Origin of the sequence: Paenibacillus sp. JCM 10914, from assembly GCF_001315105.1 — a bacterium.
Taxonomy (GTDB): domain Bacteria; phylum Bacillota; class Bacilli; order Paenibacillales; family Paenibacillaceae; genus Paenibacillus_AQ.
In genome coordinates this window covers 38,640-61,526 of record NZ_BAZR01000022.1, presented here as the reverse complement: position 1 = coordinate 61,526, position 22,887 = coordinate 38,640, and the positions used below count along the sequence as shown (strand labels likewise).

21 protein-coding genes and 1 pseudogene are annotated in these 22,887 nt (G+C 45.2%); 8 read left to right on the top strand and 14 right to left on the bottom strand.

Going from position 1 to position 22,887, the window contains the following annotated elements:
* Positions 1-26: 26 nt before the first annotated feature.
* Positions 27-1,385: a uracil-xanthine permease family protein gene (locus JCM10914_RS20280; RefSeq protein ID WP_036719262.1), complete on the top strand. Its 1,359-nt coding sequence runs from the start codon at positions 27-29 to the stop codon at positions 1,383-1,385.
* Positions 1,386-1,550: 165 nt separating this feature from the next.
* On the opposite strand, the gene JCM10914_RS20275 is transcribed toward JCM10914_RS20280, so the two are convergent.
* The 6 genes from JCM10914_RS20275 to JCM10914_RS20250 all read right to left on the bottom strand — a co-directional run bounded on the left by JCM10914_RS20275 (position 1,551) and on the right by JCM10914_RS20250 (position 6,160).
* Positions 1,551-2,276 (bottom strand): thioesterase II family protein, encoded by a 726-nt coding sequence (locus JCM10914_RS20275; RefSeq protein ID WP_023964086.1) that lies wholly within the window; start codon positions 2,274-2,276, stop codon positions 1,551-1,553.
* 103 nt (positions 2,277-2,379) lie between these two features.
* Positions 2,380-3,165, bottom strand: coding sequence for a hypothetical protein (locus JCM10914_RS20270; RefSeq protein WP_036719259.1), 786 nt, complete (start codon positions 3,163-3,165; stop codon positions 2,380-2,382).
* Complete coding sequence (locus tag JCM10914_RS20265; protein ID WP_023964084.1) at positions 3,162-3,851, bottom strand: ABC transporter ATP-binding protein; 690 nt, start codon at positions 3,849-3,851, stop codon at positions 3,162-3,164. Before JCM10914_RS20265 ends, JCM10914_RS20270 begins: the two co-directional genes overlap by 4 nt.
* Before the next feature lie 18 nt (positions 3,852-3,869).
* Positions 3,870-4,238: a GntR family transcriptional regulator gene (locus JCM10914_RS20260; RefSeq protein WP_036719255.1), complete on the bottom strand. Its 369-nt coding sequence runs from the start codon at positions 4,236-4,238 to the stop codon at positions 3,870-3,872.
* A 135-nt stretch (positions 4,239-4,373) separates the two neighbouring features.
* Complete coding sequence (locus JCM10914_RS20255; RefSeq protein ID WP_023964082.1) at positions 4,374-5,657, bottom strand: MFS transporter; 1,284 nt, start codon at positions 5,655-5,657, stop codon at positions 4,374-4,376.
* 95 nt (positions 5,658-5,752) lie between these two features.
* Positions 5,753-6,160 carry a condensation domain-containing protein gene (locus JCM10914_RS20250; protein WP_023964081.1) on the bottom strand — a complete coding sequence of 136 codons (408 nt, stop codon included), beginning with the start codon at positions 6,158-6,160 and terminating at the stop codon, positions 5,753-5,755.
* A gap of 251 nt (positions 6,161-6,411) precedes the next feature.
* On the opposite strand from JCM10914_RS20250, the gene JCM10914_RS29015 reads away from it, so the two are divergent.
* The 6 genes from JCM10914_RS29015 (at position 6,412) to JCM10914_RS20225 (ending at position 10,815) form a co-directional block, all read left to right on the top strand.
* Positions 6,412-6,588, top strand: a complete 177-nt coding sequence (locus tag JCM10914_RS29015; protein ID WP_023964080.1) for a hypothetical protein — start codon at positions 6,412-6,414, stop codon at positions 6,586-6,588.
* Between the two features lie 103 nt (positions 6,589-6,691).
* Entirely contained in the window at positions 6,692-7,792 is a 1,101-nt protein-coding gene (locus JCM10914_RS20245; RefSeq protein ID WP_023964079.1) for a transposase, read from the top strand.
* Between the two features lie 19 nt (positions 7,793-7,811).
* The gene (locus tag JCM10914_RS20240) at positions 7,812-8,549 is read left to right on the top strand and encodes an ABC transporter ATP-binding protein (RefSeq protein ID WP_023964078.1); all 738 of its coding nucleotides are present in this window, start codon (positions 7,812-7,814) and stop codon (positions 8,547-8,549) included.
* Entirely contained in the window at positions 8,546-9,220 is a 675-nt protein-coding gene (locus JCM10914_RS20235; protein WP_023964077.1) for an ABC transporter permease, read from the top strand. The genes JCM10914_RS20240 and JCM10914_RS20235 overlap by 4 nt, the downstream gene beginning before the upstream one ends.
* 29 nt (positions 9,221-9,249) lie before the next feature.
* Positions 9,250-10,104, top strand: a complete 855-nt coding sequence (locus JCM10914_RS20230; RefSeq protein WP_081739855.1) for a DUF4097 family beta strand repeat-containing protein — start codon at positions 9,250-9,252, stop codon at positions 10,102-10,104.
* 36 nt (positions 10,105-10,140) lie between these two features.
* Positions 10,141-10,815, top strand: a complete 675-nt coding sequence (locus JCM10914_RS20225) for an ABC transporter permease (protein ID WP_023964075.1) — start codon at positions 10,141-10,143, stop codon at positions 10,813-10,815.
* A gap of 99 nt (positions 10,816-10,914) precedes the next feature.
* Here the strand turns inward: JCM10914_RS20225 and JCM10914_RS31480 are convergent, their stop codons facing one another.
* From JCM10914_RS31480 to JCM10914_RS20210, 3 genes are all read right to left on the bottom strand, one after another.
* Positions 10,915-12,144, bottom strand: a complete 1,230-nt coding sequence (locus JCM10914_RS31480; RefSeq protein WP_023964074.1) for a copper amine oxidase N-terminal domain-containing protein — start codon at positions 12,142-12,144, stop codon at positions 10,915-10,917.
* Between the two features lie 228 nt (positions 12,145-12,372).
* Complete coding sequence (mazF, locus tag JCM10914_RS20215; protein WP_036719245.1) at positions 12,373-12,714, bottom strand: endoribonuclease MazF; 342 nt, start codon at positions 12,712-12,714, stop codon at positions 12,373-12,375.
* Positions 12,708-12,938, bottom strand: coding sequence for an AbrB/MazE/SpoVT family DNA-binding domain-containing protein (locus tag JCM10914_RS20210; RefSeq protein ID WP_023964072.1), 231 nt, complete (start codon positions 12,936-12,938; stop codon positions 12,708-12,710). Before JCM10914_RS20210 ends, mazF begins: the two co-directional genes overlap by 7 nt.
* Positions 12,939-13,454: 516 nt before the next feature.
* On the opposite strand from JCM10914_RS20210, the gene JCM10914_RS20205 reads away from it, so the two are divergent.
* On the top strand, positions 13,455-14,573 hold the full coding sequence (locus tag JCM10914_RS20205; RefSeq protein WP_023964071.1) for an NAD(P)-dependent alcohol dehydrogenase: 1,119 nt from the start codon (positions 13,455-13,457) through the stop codon (positions 14,571-14,573).
* A gap of 91 nt (positions 14,574-14,664) precedes the next feature.
* Here the strand turns inward: JCM10914_RS20205 and JCM10914_RS20200 are convergent.
* From JCM10914_RS20200 to JCM10914_RS20180, 5 genes and pseudogenes are all read right to left on the bottom strand, one after another.
* Positions 14,665-15,830, bottom strand: a pseudogene (locus JCM10914_RS20200) (DUF4317 domain-containing protein).
* 94 nt (positions 15,831-15,924) lie between these two features.
* The gene (locus JCM10914_RS28555; RefSeq protein ID WP_081739853.1) at positions 15,925-18,576 is read right to left on the bottom strand and encodes an InlB B-repeat-containing protein; all 2,652 of its coding nucleotides are present in this window, start codon (positions 18,574-18,576) and stop codon (positions 15,925-15,927) included.
* 269 nt (positions 18,577-18,845) lie between these two features.
* A complete protein-coding gene (locus tag JCM10914_RS20190) occupies positions 18,846-20,426 on the bottom strand; it encodes a hydantoinase/oxoprolinase N-terminal domain-containing protein (RefSeq protein ID WP_023964068.1) in 1,581 nt (526 codons plus the stop codon).
* Positions 20,426-21,538: a DUF917 domain-containing protein gene (locus tag JCM10914_RS20185; RefSeq protein ID WP_023964067.1), complete on the bottom strand. Its 1,113-nt coding sequence runs from the start codon at positions 21,536-21,538 to the stop codon at positions 20,426-20,428. The genes JCM10914_RS20190 and JCM10914_RS20185 overlap by 1 nt, the downstream gene beginning before the upstream one ends.
* A 4-nt stretch (positions 21,539-21,542) precedes the next feature.
* Positions 21,543-22,853 (bottom strand): cytosine permease, encoded by a 1,311-nt coding sequence (locus tag JCM10914_RS20180; protein WP_023964066.1) that lies wholly within the window; start codon positions 22,851-22,853, stop codon positions 21,543-21,545.
* Positions 22,854-22,887: the final 34 nt, after the last annotated feature.

Genomic DNA, 22,887 nt, shown 5'->3' with positions numbered 1-22,887 from the left:
TCCAATAATTCGAGGTGTCCATCCTAGTGAAAACAGAAAACATCCAGCAACATGACGCGCACACGCCATCACCGTCGCCACATTTAACGGTCCCGCCAGACGGCAAAATATCCATCGGAAAGTCTGCTATCTTAGGTTTACAGCATGTCGTAGCAATGGACGTCTACGTCGTTCCGTTCCTGATCGCGATGTTGATCGGCTTGTCGGCCGACCAGTCCAGCGCGCTCATTCAATCCACGTTCATTGCGGCCGGACTGGCCACGATCGTGCAGACGTATTTTTGCATGAAGCTGCCAATGGCCCAAGGTCCATCCTATGTTCCGCTCGGCGCGATCGTCGCGATTTATGCCGCCAGCGGCGGCGGAGAGATGGGCTGGAGCTCCGTACTCGGAGCGAGCGTCGTGGGCGCGGTCCTCGTCGTGATCTTGGGATATACGGGCGTGTTCAACAAAATCGTGAAGTCCTTCATCCCGCCGATTGTCGGGGGCACGATTATCTTCATCGTCGGTCTATCCTTGCTGCCTGTCGCCATCCGGGACAACGTTTACGGCGCCACGGACGCCACCATCAATCAGAACGTGTTGCTCGCCCTCATCTCGGCCGCTTCCTTGATTCTGTTCGTCATCCTGGGATCGGTGTTCGGCACAAAAGGCGCGATCTTCCGCATCACGTCCGTCATCATCGCGCTGATCATCGGATGCTTCTCGGCGAATGCCATGGGCGTGCTGGATTTTAGTGCCGTCGCAAGCGCCAACTGGTTCAGTATGCCGCAGATTCCGTTTAAGGATTTTGGCTTCTCGTTCGACTTGTCGGCGATCATCACCATGGTCATCATTTATCTCGTGCTGCTGGCTGAAACGACCGGTACCTGGTTTGCCATCAGCAACGTCATCGATAAACCGCTGACGGACAAGAACATTAATCGCGGCGTCATCGGCGAAGGCCTCAGCTGCTTGATCGCTTCGGGACTTGGCTCGACGCCCGTCACCGGCTATTCCACGAATGCAGGCATCATCTCCATTACCGGTGTGGCAAGTCGCAGAGTCTTCCTAGCAGTAGGCGGATGGTTCGTCCTCTTCGGATGTTCGGGCAAATTGGCCGCGCTGATCTCCTCGATCCCGACGGCCGTCATCGGCGGTGTGTTCGCCATCGTCTGCGGCATCATTGCGATCAACGGGATCCAGGTCATGAAGAACGAAAGTATCGGCGAAAAAGAAATGTACATTATCGCCATCCCGATGATTATAACGTTGGCACTGGTGCTCATCCCTAAAGATTTCCTGTACACCTTGCCTAACTTCGTGCAATACCTGTTCGGTTCTCCAATCCTGGCCGCTGCGCTGGCAGCGATTCTGCTGAACAAGCTGCTGCCTAGTGCGAAGTAGGTTGTAAGGCGAGGTAATTGGAGTTGTATGTAAGCTAAACGGGGCCACCCCCAAAGACTACGTTTGTCGTAGGCTTTGGGGGTGGCTTTTGTTGTATGTAGGGATTAACGATTAGCGAATATTTGATTTAACGATTCTCGAAATGATGTCTCATTAAGCGATCTATTATTCAGCATTTCTTGCAAAATGCCCCTTAAGTCCTCGGAGCTCCAGCATTCTCTGAGTCAGTAATCCGATCAGCAACTCCTGTTGACTATGAATGAAAAAGTGATCACCCGGTAACATGTGCAAGCTGAATTCACTTGCAGTCTGCTCTTTCCATGCCTGCAGTTGATGGATGCTCACTTCCGGATCCGCACTGCCTCCAAAAGCTGTAATTCCGCATGGAAGAGGCGGTCTTTCTTGATAAGTATAGGTATCACACAATTGAATATCGGACCTCAATATAGGCAGAATAAAGTTCATTACTTCATCGTTATTCATAATCTCTGCAGGTATTCCGTTCAGCTTACCAAAGAACTGCTTCAGTTCATGTGCTGGAAGTTCGTGCCGCAGCACCTTTCGATCACTGACTAATTGGGGTGCACGGAAGGCGGACACAAACAGATGCTGCAATGCTCCAGTCTCCAGCTTCACTAGCTGATGGGCGAGTTCATAACATAATAAGGCTCCCATACTATAACCAAATAACATGAGCGGTTTGTCAGTGAATGGGACAAGCTCTTTCAATAATGCGGGAATCAGCTTGTCTACCTCTGTATATCTGTCCTCAATAAATCGGCTCCCTCTCCCGGGCAGCTGTACCGCCAATACTTCTATTTCCTCTGGAAACAAATCCGCCCATTCATGATAAACGGAAGCATTGCCGCCTGCATAGGGTATACAAATCAAGCGCGCCGCTGCCTTATGATTCGGCTTCTTGCAAACGATCCATGGGCTGGAGTAATTGAGGGAATAAATATCGCTTCACTCCTCTGCCTAGATTGGCTTAACATTAGATTTGAAGCGCTCTATCCACCAGTCTACTGCTAATCCAGACGAGCATGATGGAATAAATAAGCTGCACAAACATGGTTCCCAGCGAGAAAATAGTCAGTTCAGATAATACATTTATCGTATGAACCATATCATGCTGATTCAATAAAATAGGGTGAATCCACTCTGTTACAGCCGATGTTAGCATTCCCCATGATACTAACTTGGAGTAACCTGCTGTTTCATGAAAAAGCGCTTGAAACAGACCTGGTATCAATAGAAAGCCTGCGACCAGAAGCAATCGGAATCGGGTGACACTCTTCCCGATAATGATCGCACACATGACTTGACTGCCTGAGAGAATAGCCATAATCATCGTGCCGAGAAGAATAACCCAAAATTCAGAGATAAACCAATGGACTGCTTGGATGACCACATCATTATTCGCTTCCAGAATGTAACTGTACAGCAAGGCCAATACTCCGTTACAGACTAATAGAGATATGATCATCATCGCAATTCCAGCGGCAAACTTAGATGTAACAAGCACTAAGCCTGAATGAGGCAGGTTCAGCCAGTGGGTTAACATCTTATTCTTCCATTCGACGAATATGGAATAGACTACCCAGACAGGTAGATAGATGACATGGAATAATATCATGACAAGCAGGCTATAGAGTAAGATTTGTGTCTCATTGAGAAAGAATAGGGATGATGCGCCAAGTAGGATGACGAGTACATTGAAATAGAACCATATTCTAGCTGCTCTGAATTCTTTAATAAACAACGTTATCCAAGATGTCATACACAATACTCCCTCATCACATTTAAAATACTTTGTTCCCGCTCTTCCCGAATCTCCTCAGCTGAAGCATAATGCATCATCTTTCCTTCCTTCATGAAGATGACATAGTCAAGATACGGCTCCAGCTCGGACACCTCGTGCGAAGATATAACGATGGTCTGCTGGTACACCCCGCCGAAGTGGACAAACATCTTCAGAAGTTCTTCCCTTACGAACGGGTCAAGTCCGGATAAAGGTTCATCCAACAGCAGCAGCGGTACCCTGCGTGCAAGTGCGATGGCTGTGTTCAATCGCATTTTATTCCCCTTAGACAGTTGACCCACCTTCTGATTCATATCAAAATTCAGGAAAGTAACGATCTCTTCTGCCGCCTCCCTTACGAAGTCCGGATATACCTTCTCGGCGTAATCTATCGTTTCCCGGATCGTATAGAAAGCATAAAAAGACTGATCATCGGCCACATAAGCAATGTGCTTGCCCGATTGCCGCGTAACTTTAGACCCATTTAAGGTAACACGACCTTCTGTGGGACGCATTAAGCCGGCAATCAAATTAAGAAGCGTGGTCTTGCCACTGCCATTCAGCCCGAGCAATCCAACAATACCTTGGTCTGGTAGACGAAGAGAAACATTATGAACAGCCGTGATACTCCCCAATCGCTTAGTGACATGATCTAGCTCAACCATTATGGAATTCTGCTGCAATTATGCCCCACCTTCTTTCTTTATTACTTCGGCAAGCTGTTTCTGGATGTCCTCATCATGAAACCCCATCTGCTTCATCGAGTTATAAAATGCTTTTACCTGGACTTCAGCCATCTGTGACTTTAGCTTGTTTATAAATTCAATATCATTCGTAATATAAGATCTTTGGCCCCGTTGTTTCTCAACTACACCATCCCGTTCCATATCCATATACGCTCGTTGAATGGTATTAAGGTTTACGCCTAATTCTACTGCCGTTTCTCTTACAGAAGGCAGCTTGTCACCGGGGCGGAGTGTTCCGTTACAGACCCGTTGATAAAAATCATTTTTAATTTGCAAATAGATCGGCTGATCATTGGAGAATTTCATTATTTGCCCTCACTCTACTAGAATCCAGCTAATTGTATTTTATTCTAAATTATGGTATGAGGCAAACATATTTAAAACAAAATGCCCTGCCTTCATATGAATGAAGAGCAGAGCATCACTTCATAATGCATATTGCTATCCTTGTTCCATAGCCTGCGGCCCCCTTCGAATCCCTTTGACACTGAGTACCACAATCAACAAAATGATAGCTGCGATGGAACCGCTAAGCATTAACAAGCTGGAAATCGTCATGCCATTCGTCAGGAGCAGCGGCACAATCCCAGCTGATATGGGATACAGGCCTGTGGATGCTAACGTAAATAAACTCATGCCTCTTCCAAGTTTATCTTGATCCAGGCTCAACTGATAAACCGTTACAAGCATCATATTCCCATATGCCGATAACAGTCCGGTAAATACACTTATTATGATGGCGTAGATAAGGATATTCACTGATCCTAGTCCTACAATTCCTAGACACAGCAATATGAATGCTGAGTATGCCCATATCGCCAGGCTTCCCTTCGGACGGAACAGACCGAGCAGCACTCCCCCCGCAATGCTTCCTAGAGCAAATGAGGTCTGAAGATAGGTGAGATCAAGTGCATCTCCTTTAAATACTTCCTTCACTAATGTCGGGAATGCTACACTCACAGGACCTGACACGAAGAAAGCGGCAATTCCTGCTGTAATGATGATGGAGAGCTTGAAGGAGTCCTTCTTAATATAAATCATGCCTTCCTTGATTTCATTAATCATGGACGGCCTTACTTGTTGTTTGGGACTAGCTGTAAACGGCTCACGTACGAAAAATAAACAGACCGCTCCTAAAAAAAGCAACACTCCTAATATAGCAAACGTTAACTGGAAGGATCCGAATGCAATAAGCAGACCTGCAAATGCCGGTCCGGCAAAACTCCCCAACTGCTGAATAATTACATTTACACTGTTGGCTATCCGTAGTTGGCCAGGCTTCACGATTGTGGGAATGATTGCACCTGCCGCCGGCCAATAAAAAGCCTCCATGATACCGAATAAAGCCGCACATGCAAGCAATACCCAAAAGTTTAACAACCCGAGAACCATAAGTACGGCCATCGAAACTAAGATGAGAAAGCGTATGAAATCGGACAAAAACATAATTTTCGATTTAGGGAAACGATCGGACATTACCCCACCAACCGACATTAACAACAGTCTTGGAATTGCCGTGGTCATCAAGACAAAACCGAGCATAGCCGGCTTGTTCAAATAGTCAACAACATACCAACCCTCCACCAGCATATACATTGGCGTTGTCAAGCTTGTAAATATGATCGAGAATAGAAAAAATAGAAACGTTCTGTTCTTGAAAACGCTCCGTTCTTCCGGGTTGTTTACAACCGTCTCTGCAAATGGCTGTGGCTTTTCTGTCTCCATAATACCTCCCCAATTTGGTATGAATACCATGAACTGACGCCCAAATATCGAATGATCAAATCAGGCTTTGAGCGTCAGTTCATGACTAAAGATACTTACTGAGCGACAACGGTGATCACATTTCTCATCAATTGCTCTCTAAATTGCTCACTTAGCAATTGAATCGTCTCTTTCCTGTACATGAGCCGGCTGTAACCGAATCTGACTTGTAACTCCCCATCCAAAACGATGGCGTTTATATACAGCGTGAATGGAACCGGGAACTTATCACTGAAAGAATTACCGATCATATGCACCGATTGCTTAAATTGTGTCCCCAAGCTTTGATTTACCCTTCCATGATAGTTGAAGCTGATCTCCGGCTGCAGCTTAAAACATGGGAGCTGGCTTGCTTTGGAAGGAGCTAAGTATTTTAGAATACTGTACCCGATTCCTTTATTCGGCACCTTGCGCAGTGTTTCAGTTACCTTGTGTATCGCCTCCTGCCAATCCGTTGTCGTCATGGGAAGAGGATGACTGGAGAATAGTATTCAGAGTGATGAGCTCTACCTCCATATCACCAAAAACCCAGTTGTAGATCATAGACCCATTTATTTCTTAATTTATCATTTTTATGTTGCTCTTGATTTTTGCATAGTGTACTATGATGGTAATACAAATGGACTGAATTTACAATTCGTATAACAATGTTAAACATCACTTTTTTAAGCATAATATGGAAATATTACGGGTGTATTAAGGAGGAGCGTTTTTTATGTCAACAAAGACCGTAATGAAATGGATATTTTTCTTTTGCTTGATTACCCTGGTCATGAATGGGTTTCTTTATCTAGGGCTTAGAAAGTCAGAGTTATTGATTAGTCTCGTCAGCGCAGCTGGTCTGGGACTGATCTCCGGATTTACCCTGTTGATGAGTAGAAAGAAGGAATAACACTTATCGGTTTTTCTCCGGTATCTCTGGATGACTTCCCTGGATTGTATGCTTCCTTGGACATCATTCATTTCAGGTCAACAAGCAAAGAGAGGAATCATAAATGAATAAAAATTCAACCTATCTGCCCAATGATGTAGAAAACATGCTGAGAATCTATTTCAAAAACAATTTAAAACAGCTCCTAAGTGAAGTATGGGAGGACATTCAGTTAGACCAGCAGTTTGCTCACCATGCAGCATCAAGCTCTTCCCTTCATGCCAAATTTATTCCGAATGCCGTACCTTCCAGGGATCAGCTTGGACACATACATGATTCCGCTTTACAAACGGCACCGTATGGCATTCACACAAGAGATATCGCTAGTGCTGTCACAAGTGCTGTCATGCATGTATTGCAGATGAATTATGCGAATAACGGCGCCGGTATGGAGCAAGAAATTGACTTGGACATATGGAAAAGACGTCCGATTAACGTCAATCTGTCGATCCTCTATGTTGACTTTATGAAGCTGCAAACCCGTGGCTCATCTTCAATCCATAAATTTATATATTTTATTGTTGGTGTAACAGACAAAGGATATCGAGAAATTATCGATATTTGTTTCGCTCCGAAATTGGATTATCCGGCTTGGAAAGAAATATTTATGAATCTACGCAATCGGGGACTACAAAAAATTCTTATTGGCGTTTTCCATGAAAACAACTGCATTAAAGAAGCCTTTTGTAGCGTATATCCCTATGCTGCCATCCAAAGATCATTTACCTTCATGCAAAAAGAAACACTCCGTAAAATTGAAAAACACCGGCAACCTGAATTCGTTGACGATGTAAAAAAGATCTATCAGGCTTCAACAAGAGAAGACTCGATTAAAAACTTCAAGCTTTTTCTGAATAAGTGGAAAAGTACTGCCCCTACCGAAATGAATCAATGGGAGAAACAACGATCCTTGCTGCTCACCTTCTATGAATTCCCTGATCCTATTCGCTGTAATTTGTATAACACCAACTGGATGAAACAGACCATTTCTGAGTTCCGAAGCCAGTTTAAGCTCATCCCACACCAGCCTGCATCCGAACCTATCGAGCATACGATACTAAGAAAAGTGAATGAGTTTAATGGTCGCTGGAGTACCCGGCGTTTAAAGGGATTTAAGGAAGCCAGTACAACGTTAAGAAAGATGCTGAATCATTACAAAGAATAGACGATTGAAGGGAGAAATCATGCAATCGGCACCCATACTGCAAATTCGCAATGTGAGTAAAACAATCCAGAATCGGAAAGTCATTGATCAATTGAGTCTGGATGTATTTCCGGGTGAAGTGTTTGGCCTGCTAGGTCCTAATGGGGCTGGCAAGACATCCGCCATCCGGTTAATTGTCGGCTTGTCCTTGCTACAGCAAGGAGATATCAAAATTCATGGTCATAGTATCAAATCGGATTTTACTAAAGCCATTTCACATGTGGGGGCTATTATCGAGCAGCCGGACCTATATTCGTATCTGACCGGGTACCAGAATTTACTTCATTTTGCGCGAATGCATGGGAATATCTCGCATGACCACATCATGGAAATGGCTGATATCGTTGGATTAACGAATAGAATTCACGATGTCGTAAGCAGTTACTCCCTCGGAATGCGTCAAAGATTAGGGATGGCTCAAGCGCTGCTTCACTCCCCGTCATTGCTTATTCTCGATGAACCAACCAATGGACTGGATCCTGCGGGAATTAGAGAAACACGCGATCATATACGGAAACTGGCTCTTGAAGACAATACGGCTGTCCTTGTTTCCTCTCATTTGCTTTCAGAGATCGAACTCATATGTGATCGGGTAGGCATTGTGCAGAACGGGAAACTTTTGCACACGCTGAATGTGTCGGAGCTATCCTCCTCTTCCGGATCGAAAACTCCTCTGGAGGATGCCTTCCTGCAAATCACTAAAGGGAATGTCATATGAAGCTGATGATGCTGGTCAAAAATGAAAACATGAAACTTTATCGCCAGCGAAGCGGTATGATCTCACTGATCACCGCTTATGCATTCACTATGTTGGTGGCCATAGGGCAGTATGTAATCAACTCATCGCCTGTTCTTAGTTATTGGGATAGTGCTTCATATGTATTGCAGATATTCATTCAGCTCTTCATGCTGGTCTCGATGATCATCGCCATTCATATTCTTGGCAGAGAGTATTCAACGGGGACGATGAAGCTGCTGCTGATCCGGCCTCATTCCCGATCAAGGATTCTGTTATCCAAGTACATTGCAATTCTGTCATATATACTCCTTGGAGTTCTGGGTAGTGTTCCTCTAGCTATGACAATTGCCGGAATTACATCAGGATTTGAGGGTTGGATTTACGTGGAAGATCTTCATGCAGCCATGAAGCTGTTTATCACGAAGCTGTTTATTTTTCCATTTTATATAGCATTGGCCTTTACGATAACTGTACTTACCCGCCATCAAGGCCTCTCTCTTATCATTACGATTCTTTTTTTTGCGATTACTGTCAATTTCGTTCCCGTAATCCCGGGCATGAACATTCTTATCTCTTTCTTGTTTTGGACCCTCCTCAATGCTGCATTTCTATTTATAGGCGTTAGAGCGTTCAAGCAGCAAGAGATATAAGAAGAGAAGAGTACCTTTGAAAGGATATCATGATGAAAAAACACATGGCATGGGTTAGTCTAGTGCTTCTGCTATTATTGAGTATTGCTACAATAGTGGGGGTTAACAGTCTCTTTACGGCTGATTTTAACGAATCGACAAGCATTGAAGCGCAGCATATCAAAGATATTACCATCAGCAGCGATATAACTGACATTTATTTATCCTTGAGTTCTGATCATCAGGTTCATGCGAGAATTACCGGCACGGCCTCCAAGCTGAGTGATTATGGTGTCTTCCTGCTCCCTGAAGACGATCATCTGCACATACGGGCAGTTGAGAAAAATGCTGCTGTTTCCTCACTTAGCCTGAACAAATCGGTCCGACTTCAAATTGATCTGCCGGCAGACAAGCTGCGAAATGTAACGGTCCAATCTAAGTTTGGAAGCGTGTATGCGGAGCAGCCACTGATGGCTGATACATTTAAATTTAAAAGCAATCTTGGCGGAATGTATCTGGATTCCTATACAGGACAAGAATTAACGGCTGATTCTACTCTTGGAAATATTCAAATTATGAGGCTGGAAGGAAATGCTTCGCTGACTACAGGCTCCGGACATGTAACTATAGCGAAATGGCAGCCGCTAACGGGCCATAATCGTATTCTAACGAATAAAGGGAATATCGAGGTTGGCTTGACCCCTCCATCACAAGCTCTATTCTTCCACATATACTCCAACGGTATAGTCCGTACCGATCTGGATGCATCCTTCACATCTGTCCCCGCTTCATTTAGCAGAATCGGTATGAATCAAATAGCAGGAAACCTTGGTGAAACAGCGGATCATGGAGCACGACTGGAAATTAGCAGCGATACTGGAAAGATCGTCGTAAACAACAAGTAAAATCCCGTTAGGACTTGCAGGAGGTTTATATTTTATATGAAACTGATCGGTTTAGTTCGCAACGAAAACATGAAGCTTTACAACATGCGATCCACTTGGGTCATGCTTTGTGTATCTTTTATTTCTATTATAGTGGTCTTACTGTTAACGACACTTCAGAGTCAGCCTCTAAGCGATTATTGGACCGTGACATTCAATTTATTTCAGACGGAAAACCAAATACTGTATGTGATTCTAATTCTGTTTGTCTCGCAAATCATTAACTACGAATTTTCATACGGTACAGCCAAGTTATTATTTATTCGGCCAACCTCCCGTTTGCAAATCATGATTGCGAAGTGGGTGTCTGCTGTACAGTTTTCATTGCTTGTGCTGATCTTTAATTTAGTCTCCTGTATGCTGCTGGCACTTCCAATGTCAGCTATTGCCCCTCTGACAACGGATGACTTACATCAGCTCTATTTCTTATTCGTCATCAAGCTCGCAGCCTTTATCTGCTATGCTACACTGTTCTTTGCACTCGCTGTAATGATTCGGAATACTGCTGTATTTATTATCATGAGCCTCGTTCTCATGGGTTCACTGCAAAGCCTGCCGAGTATGATTATTTTCCCGCAGACCGGATTTTTGTTCTCAGCAGGCTGCTGGGTCTTATTTTGTGGAAGCATTTTAATTATTGCTTTAACTCGTTTTCAGAAGTCGGATATCTAAATCGTTCAACACACACATTCAACACGACAGATTCCAAACAAAACTAAGCAGCCTTAGTCCTGTGGGGTACCGAACTAAGGCTGCTTTGTTTATTACTTATTACAATCGATGAACGGACCAGTATGCACCCCTGCCCGGTTCTAACGAGACATTACCCGTAAATCCATCGTTAACATATCGAAGTTGAAGCTGATCTCCGGCTTGCAGGTAAAAATCGCCTTGCATCGTTACGGTGCCGCTGGACAATACCGTCCGCATCGTCAGGATGAGTGCGATGTTGACATCGAAAATCGGCAGCTGGCCACGTAGGATTGAGCTGCTGTTGTTCGTCACTTCAAACATCGGATTAACACCTTGGCCCAAAGATACATTCGCTGTTGGCGTTTTGTAATTGATCGTAGCCTTAATTGAATATTTCCCAGCCTCCGTGACCGTGTAGGCGCCCGTCACCGGATTGAAATTTGCGGAATCGAATTGCGTGCTCGGTATGGCCCAATCTACAAGAGTAGAGTCGAAGGCGTAGGCTACGCCATCAAGATAAGCGGAAAACCCTTCTCCCGTCACGCTCGTGCCAGCTGGCCCCGTCGGTCCCACGGGACCCGCTGGGCCAATCGCCCCTGCTGGTCCTTGCGGGCCTGTTGCTCCTGTCGGTCCAACCGGACCCTGATCGCCTGGATCACCTTTGGGCCCTGGCGCACCGGTGTCGCCTTTCGGCCCTGCCGGGCCGGTCGCTCCTGCTGGTCCTGTCGCGCCTGAAGATCCTGGCGTACCCGCATCCCCCTTCGGTCCCTGAACGCCCGCGTCGCCTTTGGGCCCTTGCTCTCCTGTGTCACCCTTCGGGCCTTGCGTTCCACTGCCGCCGTTCCCTGCATGGTCCCCTGTCGTAAGCTTAACGGTTTGGGTTTGCTTGTCCCACGACATAGCCGCGCCAAGCGCGTCCGCGAATGGACGAAGCGGCACAATCAGGCGACCGTCCAACAATTGCACAGGCTGCGACAAGTTAATGACACGGTTGCCCGACGTGGTTGCCACAGTCGCCGTCTTCGCCCCAAGCTTCGCCGTTACGGTATGTCCATCCTTTTTCACCGTCATTGTCTGACCCTGCTTGTCCCACTGAAAGTTAGCCCCGAACCATGCGGGTAGATCGACGGCAGCCGCCATCGTTGTTCCGCCAATGATGATAGGATCAACCTTGGTCGCTACCGCTTGACCATTCACCTGCACCCCGATCGTCCCGGCCGCGAACGCAGCGGGTACTGCCGCTAGCGCCATCATCAGAGCCAAACTTAACGTGACCCGCAGAATACTTCTGAATTCGATGAATCTCATTATCGATTTTCCCCCTTTTGTGATCATAACCGGTTCATGCAACGGTTATTATGACCCAATAATTAGAGAGTTTAATTCAATGCCAAGAGATTGAAAACCAACTAAAGTCGTAGAGCGCGAAAAATAATAGAGATAGTTTCTTGATAGATACCTAAATGTATTTTACAGGAAAAAAACCGCTCCCATAAAACCCAAACTAAGGAGCGGCTCATATATCATAATGTACGGTTAGTGCATCAACAAATCGACCTTACTCAAAACCTCGTCCAAGATCTCCTTTGGAACTCTGCCTATAAACTTGGCTTGACGAGATTGCCAATCAAGACTCTTTATTTGATCAGAAAGAATAACCCCTTCGATCGGTAAATCCTGTGGAATAACCACCTCGAATGGGTAGCCTTTGGCTTTTGAAGTGACTGGGCAAAATAAGGCTAACCCGACCTTTCCATTATACTGTTCTGGTGAGAGCACCAGAGCTGGACGTTTCCCGGACTGTTCATGGCCAGATTGAGGATGAAACTGAAGCCATACCAAGTCGCCGCGATCAGGAATATATTGTTCTTTCACCATGTCTCCCGTCCTTGCGACTCTCCCGATTGAACCTCAGAATGGAGATTATCAGGCGTTATTTTCGAAAGTAGCTCATCCAGTTTATTGTTCCGTGGTTTGATGACGAGATGACCATCTTCAACGTCAAAATCGATTTCTAACCCCTCTTCAAGTCCTACCTCCATGGCTAATGCTTTGGGGATACGGACACCTAAACTGTTACCCCATTTTTGAATTTGCGACATACTACCACCTCAAAATAATGTTTATACAAGTATAAACATTTAATTTAATGAAGTCAATTAGCTTAGCCTAGACTCCATAGCTTTATGAACCCCCTGCCGAATCGTTCTAGAGGGCTACTTGTTTCAATCACTCGTCATAAGGTAAGACTAATCCTGAGGAAGCCATATGGATTTAATAGCGACCGCCACTTGCTCTGGTGCAAATCTTCAGCTTCATCGCTATATCAACGATTGAGCATCAGCAACTGGGTGCGTGAAAGCGTTTTGATTCTTATCTCAATTTGTTAACAAATCTGGAATTTTGTTTAGTTGATTAGGGCACCGATAATTATTATACTGGGTACTATGTGCATTCGGCATGGTTAAAGCCAACACCAAGTAAGCAGCATAAATGCCAGCTTCTCCATTGGAATGACATCATGTTCTCACGAGAAAAAAGTTCGACTCGGGTTTGGGACTTGATCATTCCAGGACAAAACACATTCATTTACATCTATAGGCAAAAGGAGACTGAACATGAAAGTAAAAGCAGCAGTTATTAATGAAGTGGATTCTCCATACGTACTCGAGGAATTAACATTAAGCGATATCCGTGAAGACGAGATTTTGGTCAAAATGGTCGCCTCCGGGATCTGCCATTCTGATGCAGTTGCACGTGCAGGTGGTTATCCGTGGTATCCCGTTGTCTTAGGACATGAAGGGTCTGGCATCGTGGAAAAGGTAGGTTCCGCTGTTCGCGGCTTTGAACCTGGTGACCATGTTGTTCTTTCCTATCTATACTGCGGTCACTGTAGTAATTGTCTCACCGGCCTTCCGGCTTCTTGTGAGGAATGGATGAACTTTAATTTGAGTGGTGCTCGAGAAGACGGTTCATTATATTTCCAACGAGAAGATGGCTCGCCAGTATATAACTTCGTTAGCCAATCCTCTTTTAGCACACATACGATTGTATATGAGCGTAATTTGACTAAAGTGGATAAATCCGTAGATTTGCGTCTCGTCGGTCCTTTGGGCTGCGGCTTTTTAACAGGCAGCGGTACCGTGTTGAATGGGTTGAAACCTAGTCCTGGCTCAACCATAGCAATTTTTGGTACTGGCGCGGTCGGTTTGGCCGCGATGATGGCTGCTAAGATTTCTGGCTGCTCCCAGATCATCGGAGTGGATATCCACGATAACCGTCTTGAAGTAGCTAAACAACTAGGTGCTACCCATACAATTAACAGTAAAGATGTCGATGTGCTTTCCGAAATCAAAAGACTCACGAACGATAAAGGCGTTAACTATTCGATTGATACAACCGGCGTTCCGTCTGTGGCGCGAACTTCCATCGAAATTTTGGCTGTCGGGGGCGTCGCAGCACCGATTGCTTCTTCCAAGCATGGAGTCGAAGTGAATTTCAACGCCGATTTAAATATGCTCAACCGTACAATCAAAGGTGTGCTGATGGGAAATGCGGTTCCACAATTGTCCATTCCACAGTTAATTCAATTTTACAAAGATGGGCAATTCTCGTTCGATCAACTGGTTAAGTTTTATAAATTTGATGAGATTAATGAAGCTTCGCACGATTCGTCGACCGGCAAAACGATTAAACCCATTCTGATCATCGACGAGGACTACGTACCGGGAACATAAAATGCTCTTTGGAGCCATCAATAAACGGAGACCTCTTAAAAGGAGGTCTCCGTTTTCTCATACAATGCTGAATCTTATACGATGAACGAGTTTATAATAGCGTCTCTGTACTAAGCGTAAACCCTTCGATGACGGCATCCTCATCAACCTCGATCAAGATACATCGTCTCCCTTGATAATTCACCTGCTTCACATACCTTAAATCCTGCGGGCTGACCGAAATCGTGGCTACCTTGGTATCAATCTTAATCGATTTGGACGAGAATTTCGCATCACGCTGCTCGCCTTCAGTTCATAATTCGTATCGTCGACAACGGTTTGAAACGCTTGTTCCACCTTTTCCGGCGTCACGTTCTCAACACCGCTTACGGTCAGCACCCGTTCCACATCTTTATAATCCAGCTTCGGAGGTTCCTCCTCCTGGTGGTTTTCAATGACATGGTGGATTTCCTCATACACATGCGCGAGGGTAGCTCCGTCAAGCTGTTCGCCCGCCACTTCCTTCACGATTTCTTCGAAGATGCCCCTCTCCTCCATCGCGGTCGTAGACCTGTCGGCATTCAAAACATGTTCGATGAAATGTGGATTCGGAAAATTGGATTTTCCCGTACAATACAGAATGCGATTCACATCGGAATAATTGTCCGTCACGCTCGGATAAAAGAACCCTTCCTCCGGCGAACTCAATTTGATGATTGGATCCACGATGACATTGTACTTAAATTCTCTCTCCACATAATCGAACAGGAGCGTTTTCCGCTGCTTCTCCGTGGAATTCACGCTGCACAGAATGAACGGATGACCGAACACTTCGTCCTTCCCGCTCTCTTCAGCTTCCTCATTCCGGGCCTTCGTCGGCCGATAGTACTGTCCGCGTACAAACGTGATGACCGTATCCCGTTCATACTTGGTATCTGCCATCATTTTGTCCACCAACAGCAGCATCAGGTCCTGCCATTCTTCCGGATCGCCTGTCGACAAGCCTTGGTGAAGCATCACCTGCGCCGGGTCCTCTGCATTCTCCTGAAACTTCAATTCGAACAGCTTATGATCCAGTTCACCGGTCAGCAGTTTTTTGAAATTGCCCATATACAGCTCCTGCTTCTCTCTGTCCACTAAGCCAAACGGCAGCCGCTCCCAGTGATAGATTTCATTCGTTTCCTTCATAATGTACACGTTGAGTATATCGTCAATGTTCAGCAAATCGTTATCCAGCTTAAATTGCTTGCGTATGTGTGCGACTTCTTTCTTGATCATGATCCGTTAGACAACTCCTAGGAAGTTATTTGGCCTACTCAGTATAAACGATATAAAGGCCCTTCGCTAGAAGGGCCTTTATACTACTTCTCTTTTACTTTGTCAGGTTCAATGCCCGGTACATCATGGCGACAAACTCTGCACGTGTCACAGGCTCATTTGGCTTAAATTTACCTTTATCACCTAGTACAATCTCTAGATCTGCCAGTGCAGCGATATAATGATAACTCCAATGCGCCATTGGTACGTCTTGGAAGGTACTTGTTCCACCTGGCTTTATCTTAAGGGCAAGTGCTACAGTTTTTGCCATCTGTGCACGTGTCACGGGTTCATTTGAATTAAATCTACCATTCGTTCCGTCTACAATTCCTGCTTGTTGCAGTGACGAAATGGCTTCATAGTACGGATGGCTTGACGATACATCAGAAAAAGTTACCGCTTCACGTGTAGGCTCTAACTCGAAAGCACGCACGAATATCAAGGCCATATGTTGGCGCTGGATGGATTCATTTGGATGAAAAGATCCGTCTGGATACCCCGTAATAATCCCTCGACTAGCTAATTCCTCAATCATTCCTTTTGCCCAATGTCCCGAAATGTCATCGAAACTCACAGCCGGAAGCTCTGGTTTCGGTCCATCTGGTTCTTGCCCCGGCTTCGGATCTGGGGAGGTGTTTGCAATCCATTTTGCATACAATTTTATATTTTTTGTCACACGGTCCGTTAGAAGATCCCACTTTTGGGTCAACGCAACATCTTGATACCAGCCTCCAAATGTAAATCCTTCTTTGGTAGGGGTCGGTAGCTCTGCTAGCCTTGAATCATTTGCTACAGATAGACTGACTATAACGTTCCCGCCATTGGTTTCAAAATATACCGTTGAATTCTGTGGTGGTGTTGGAATATAACCTCCTCCTCCACTACCACTACTTCCTGAAGAACTATTACCAATCCACTTCGCGTACAACGTCGTATTCCCTGTGACTATATCCTTTGTGAAGATCCATTGGTTTGTTAATGTTATCTCTTTATACCAACCACCAAATGTATAACCTGGTTTCGTTGGTGCACTCGGCTCGGTTGCCATTTCGTTATATGATTTATTCTGAGGTGCTACGACACTTCCTCTATTTGACTCAAAAGTCACTGTATAATGATTAACATCCCACATTGCATATAGTGTGACATTAGCTGCGATTATATTGAATGTCTCATTCGCTGCAAAGCTTGTCCCACTTCCATCTGCTTCGGTATTCCAACCATTAAATGTATATCCTGTTTTCACTAAACTTCCAGTATTATCAGCTACGGTTACATGATTCCCAGTCTCATAGGTTTGACTATCTATGGGTACAAGTCCTCCAGTAGCTCCATTTCCGTCGTAGCTTACTCTATATTTAAAGATGCTGAATGTAATTGTAGTCGAGTTACCTGCGGCATCCGTAACAACAAGTATATAGGAGCCTTCATCGTCCACAGGCGAGCCATTTATAAAGGATTTGCCGTTCAATGTTGCGGTACCTTCATTAAAGGTAATGGTTCGTGAGGAATTATAGCTCTCTCCATCTGCAACACCTGTGACAATCGGAGCTGTCATATCCAGAATAATACTATCTTGAGCTGATCCAATATTGTCCGCATGGTCGATAAATCTCACATAGACCGTCTTGCTGCCATCACCTGCTGGCAATGTATAGCTCATACTTGCGCTGTATACTTCTTCATCTGACCATGTCACATTGTCATTGGAGAACTGCACGCTAACGACATCCGTCACTCCTGATCCTAGCGTAATATCTAGTGTTACCTCTTGACTTGTTGCATAGACAGCTCCAGAGTTAATGACGACAGTGCCAGTCGGAGGAGTCTTATCTATTCGAAATTGAATCGTTTTTGATTGGTTACCGGCTGTAACCGTTAGCGTGTATGAACCTTCACCAGTAACCTGTGTTCCACTTGTAAATGGATTTCCATTTAAAGTGGCTGTTCCATTAAATTGTGGCGTTACATTCGTGTTATATAGACCGCCATCTTGAACTCCTGTTATCTGAATGTCGACAATTTCAGAGTATGTAATAATCAAATACGGACCCAGATAGCCGGGTTGCACATTCGTTTCGGTCATTTGTATATAATGATCAGCATTCAGTATTCCATTCTGAGCTGCTTCTTGAGCTGTCATCCCTGAAAGAATAAAGGTTGCTCTAGGATCAGCTTTAGCGAATTCCTCTGTTATGTAGCTAGTAAAATTAAAGGGAGCTAGTGTAGGTTTAAGTATGGGGACATGATTAGCTAATAATCTTGTTTGTGTAGACCCTGAAGTTGGAGCTGGTGGCGACGTTATTCCACTATCCTGTTTCCAGCTATGATCTGTACTAGTAGAAACTTTTAGCGAGAACTCAGTTGTTGGTTGAAAAGTGCCACCTGTTACAGGGAGATAAAGGTTTGCAGTTTCAACTTCGTACCCTGCAGGGATTGGTGGCAAATTAAACTTTAGTAATACTTGAACCTCTAAGGGCTTACCAGATGACCCTTGATAGCCTACATCAAGATACCCGAGGTTTCCCTTCTCATATACCAATCCAGCATTGAGACCCTCGTAAATTATTGTAGTGTCCTCAGATGCAAAGATTGGTGTTGGAACTATATTCGCAGAAGCCAAACTTTGATTATTAAAAATTATAATGAATGCCATACATACTATTACAGCTAGCAAACTTGTAATCGAGACAATTCTCTTCCTCACCACGCACTCTTCCTTCCAATACTAGGTAATTTTTATCAAGCAGTTCATCATTTACACTACCACAGTCATAATTTTAAATAAATAATTTTATATATTTCAATTTCTCGCATTGCTACTCATCCAGAATTGAATAATAATGCAAACATACCACTCCTATCTTTTTCCTTTCAAGCAACTAAAGTTGTTGTTTTTGGGCAATCAAAAAAACGAAACCCGCAATAAGCGAGTTTCGTTCAATTTAATAAGATTCCAGCAGATCCATATTCACCTTATAATCGTCCAGCCGCTTTCACCTTCACAAGCAAAGCATTACCCGGCAAGTATGCAATCGGAATATCCTCAGACAACACGATCTGTACAGTTTCACGATCTGCACCGGCAAGAACCGCTTGTTCTATCGCATGGTTACGAGCATCTTCTTTCGCTTGATCGTATGTCATTTCATCTAACGAATAGATCCGCTCTGTCTCTCCGCTAACCTCACCTAACGCTGCACCAATCGCATTCGCAGCATCGTAGTGATCCGGTCTGACGATCCGTGCTACACCTTCAAGCTGATCAGCGACAAGGATACTTCCGCCCCCAACCAAAATGACGTCAACCGCATCCGCGCTTGTCTTCATACGATCAATTGCATCTTCAATATCCCGCGTAATGATCTCATCTGCTCTACGGCAGATCGATTCATCAAGCTCTTCCATCTTCGCATCTTTCCACTCATATCGTCCAAGCTTAACAGCCACATCCGTAGCGGTGAGTGTATCCCCACCAAAGATCACACCACGCTTCAATAACTCATACCCAACACTATCGGGACCGACAGTTACCTGATTCTGCGCTGCATCCGAGCGAACGATCGTCCCCCCACCGATGCCGATTGATAAAATATCTGGCATTCGAAAGTTGGTCCGAATCCCACCAATCTCCACGGCAGCAGATGATTGACGAGGGAAGCCTTGCGAGAGAACACCGATATCTGTCGTCGTACCGCCAATATCTACAACGAGCGCATCATCAAGACCCGATAAGTGCGCTGCACCACGAATGGAGTTCGTTGGTCCGCAAGCAATCGTCAGAATAGGATAACGAAGAGCATATTCACTGTACATCAGCGTACCATCGTTCTGGCAGATATAGACACTTGCACTTATTCCAAAGCCTTGAAGCGCTTCTTCGAAACCTTTTACTACACCTGCGATGACGTTAAGTAACGCACCATTCAACATCGAAGCATTCTCACGCTCCAGCAGTCCAATACTTCCAATCTCATGCGACAGCGTTACAGGCATATCCTCACCAAGCACTTGCTTTGCAAGTTCTTCAGCGCGTTTCTCCTGCGATGTGTTCACGGGAGAGAATACGCCGCAAATCGTAACGGCTTCGACGTTACCCTTCATCTTCGTAAAGCAGTTGATCATTTCCGCTTCGTCTAGGTCAACAATCGTTCGGCCGTCAAACTCATAACCACCGCGAACGATATAGGCATGGGAACCAACAATGGACTTCAGTGTATCGTCCCAATCCGCCAGAGGTGGAACCGCGGTTGTCGCCGGCGCCCCGATACGAATCAAGCCAACTTTTCCCAAGTGCTTACGTTCCACAATGGCATTCGTACAATGCGTCGTCCCAAGCATAGCATAACGAATCTGCGCAGGATCAACAATACTCTCCGACAACAGCCGACGAATCGATTCGCTAATACCCTCATTGACATCACGCGTTGTGTGTACTTTTACAGTATGAATCGTATTTAACTTGGAATCGAGCAAGGCAGCATCCGTATTCGTTCCGCCGACATCAATCCCAATACGATAAATTTCTTCCATATTGTTAACATTCGTATCCACCATTATTGTGCTCCCCCTCTCTCAGCTGCCAACTTCTCAATCGGAACATAAGGTGCATCATAGCCAAAATATTGCGGGCCTACCGTCTCAAGTCCCTTCACTGTACGCCATCTTGGATCACAAGGAAATCCAACTGCGGTAACACGGGCTCCGTATTTCAAATTTTCAGTCGTAATCGGCATACCTGTATCTTGGTCGAGCAATGAGATCAGGTCAGGTGTCACAGCAAGTGACTGTCCATCTTCAGTTGCGAGCAGGAATTCATTCTGGAAGAATAACCGCATCGTGCGTCCCTTTTGGGCATCCGTACCTTCGAATATAGCTTCACCACGCGTAAATCCGCCTTCTGTACGGCGGCGAATATCTACAGCTTTACCATGGAACAATGCATATCCATTCAGTTGCTTCAGCATCGCCTCGATTGGATTTTGCTTCAGCTCCTTAGATTCGTATAAGGTTTTACCGATTTCATACGCAAGCGTGAGCGTGTTAGGAATCGCACTTTCCTTGACCTGTGCCCCTGACACCGGATAATCGCAAATCGAAGCCGATCCACCCATCTGAATCGTAACTGCGCGCGCCATCCGTTCCTCCCACACACCGTCGATCGCATGCATAAGTACAGCATTTCCACGTTCATCAGCCATCGTAATCGGGCTGCAATCAATGGCGTCCAAGTGGAACGTTACCATTTGAGATTCCGGAAAGGCCCGTCCCATCGCATCCGCATCTAGAATAGGAATGCCCCGTTCCGCCGCCGCAATAACAGGAACGAGTGAGTTACCACCACCAACCTCAATCGGCATAATAGCGGTCACCTTGCGTCCAAGCTCTTTTTCGATTAAATCCAAAGGTTTCGTCATTTGCTCAACCGATGGAATCTTCTCATTCATCACCGTTGGTGCACCGATCATGGAGAGAGGAATAACCAAAGCATCGTCCTCCAGCTCCTCCGGACTTATTAAGCGTACAGGACCATGTTTACGAATGGCTTCCTGCGCCATCAACTTACCGATATGCGGGTCACCACCTCCGCCTGTTCCAAGCACTGCCGCACCGACAGCAATGTACTTCACTACTTGTTCATTTAACTCTGTTATTCTGTATGTTGTCATGATGTTATCCTTTCTTGGTCATGATTCTGCCAACGATCCATTGCACGATAAAGGCAAACATAAACGCATCTAATGCCGGAACACGGGTAATCTGGAACCATCCAAATCCGTCTGGCGCTGCAGTTGTCATAAACGCGAACAACGTAGCTGCAACCCACACGACCAAGGAACGAGCGATCCAATTTTTATTGCGATCGATTCCTTCAAAGTTGAATTTCTTGCGGTCGACGAGCAAATATTCTGCTGTGTAGATCCCCCCGATTGGAGAGACAAACACCGTAATGATATTTAGGAAAGACAAAAAGTTATCATAGATACCGAATACGGCAAGCAACGTAGCAATAATACCCGCAATAACGGTAATCAGCTTTTTCGGTACTTTTTTAAACACAACAGAGAACCCTAGCGAAGCAGAATACAAGTTATTCGTATTTGTCGTCCATTGTGCCAGCGTTAAGACGATAATCGCAGGAAGCCCAAGCCCCAGCGCGATGAAAATATTCGTTAGGTCATCTGTGTTCATCACTCGAGATAAGAAAATCGCGATGATCGTCATGAAGCTGTTACCAACAGCGAAGCCAATAAAAGCTGCCGTTATGGCATGCTTCGGTGTACGCGCCCAACGTGCGATGTCAGGTGAAAGAACCGTACCCACAATAAAGATACCAATTACAAGTGAGATCGCTGTCCCCATCGGAATCGGTGAACCACTGATCGGTTCCCAAACAGCCGAAGTACCTTTCGTCTGGAAAGCTGTAAATACAGCAACCCCGATGAAAATAATCAGTAACGGTACGGACCAGATACTCAAACGTTCAATAGACCGATATCCCCAAATGGCCGTCGACATCATCAGTAATCCACCGATAAACGAAAATACACCCAAAGACAAATCAATATCCCATATTTGATGAAAAGCGGTCTGCATATTCGAAGCAAAGAAACCGACCTGCACCCCAAACCAACCAAGTGAAAAAATACCTAACACTACCGATACGATCAGGGCTCCCTTGTTTCCAAATAAGAAGCGCGTGATCATCGACGTCGATAATCCCGTTTTTGCGCCTACATACGCGCATAATGCTCCGATTACGCCTAGTATCAACGACCCGATAATCGTCGCAGTAAGCGATTCTGAAAGATTCATTCCATTACCAAGCTGAGCTCCCAAGAACATTGCCGATAGATCGATCCCAATGGCGATCCAGACGAGTGCCATGGACAGCCATTTCTTTCGCAATTGATCTGGAACGGGCTCTCTTTCATAATCTCCTGAACCCGTATTATCGCTCTTAACTTGAACTACTTCTGCCATTTCTCGCATCCCCTTGTTGTTCAATCTTGTCCTC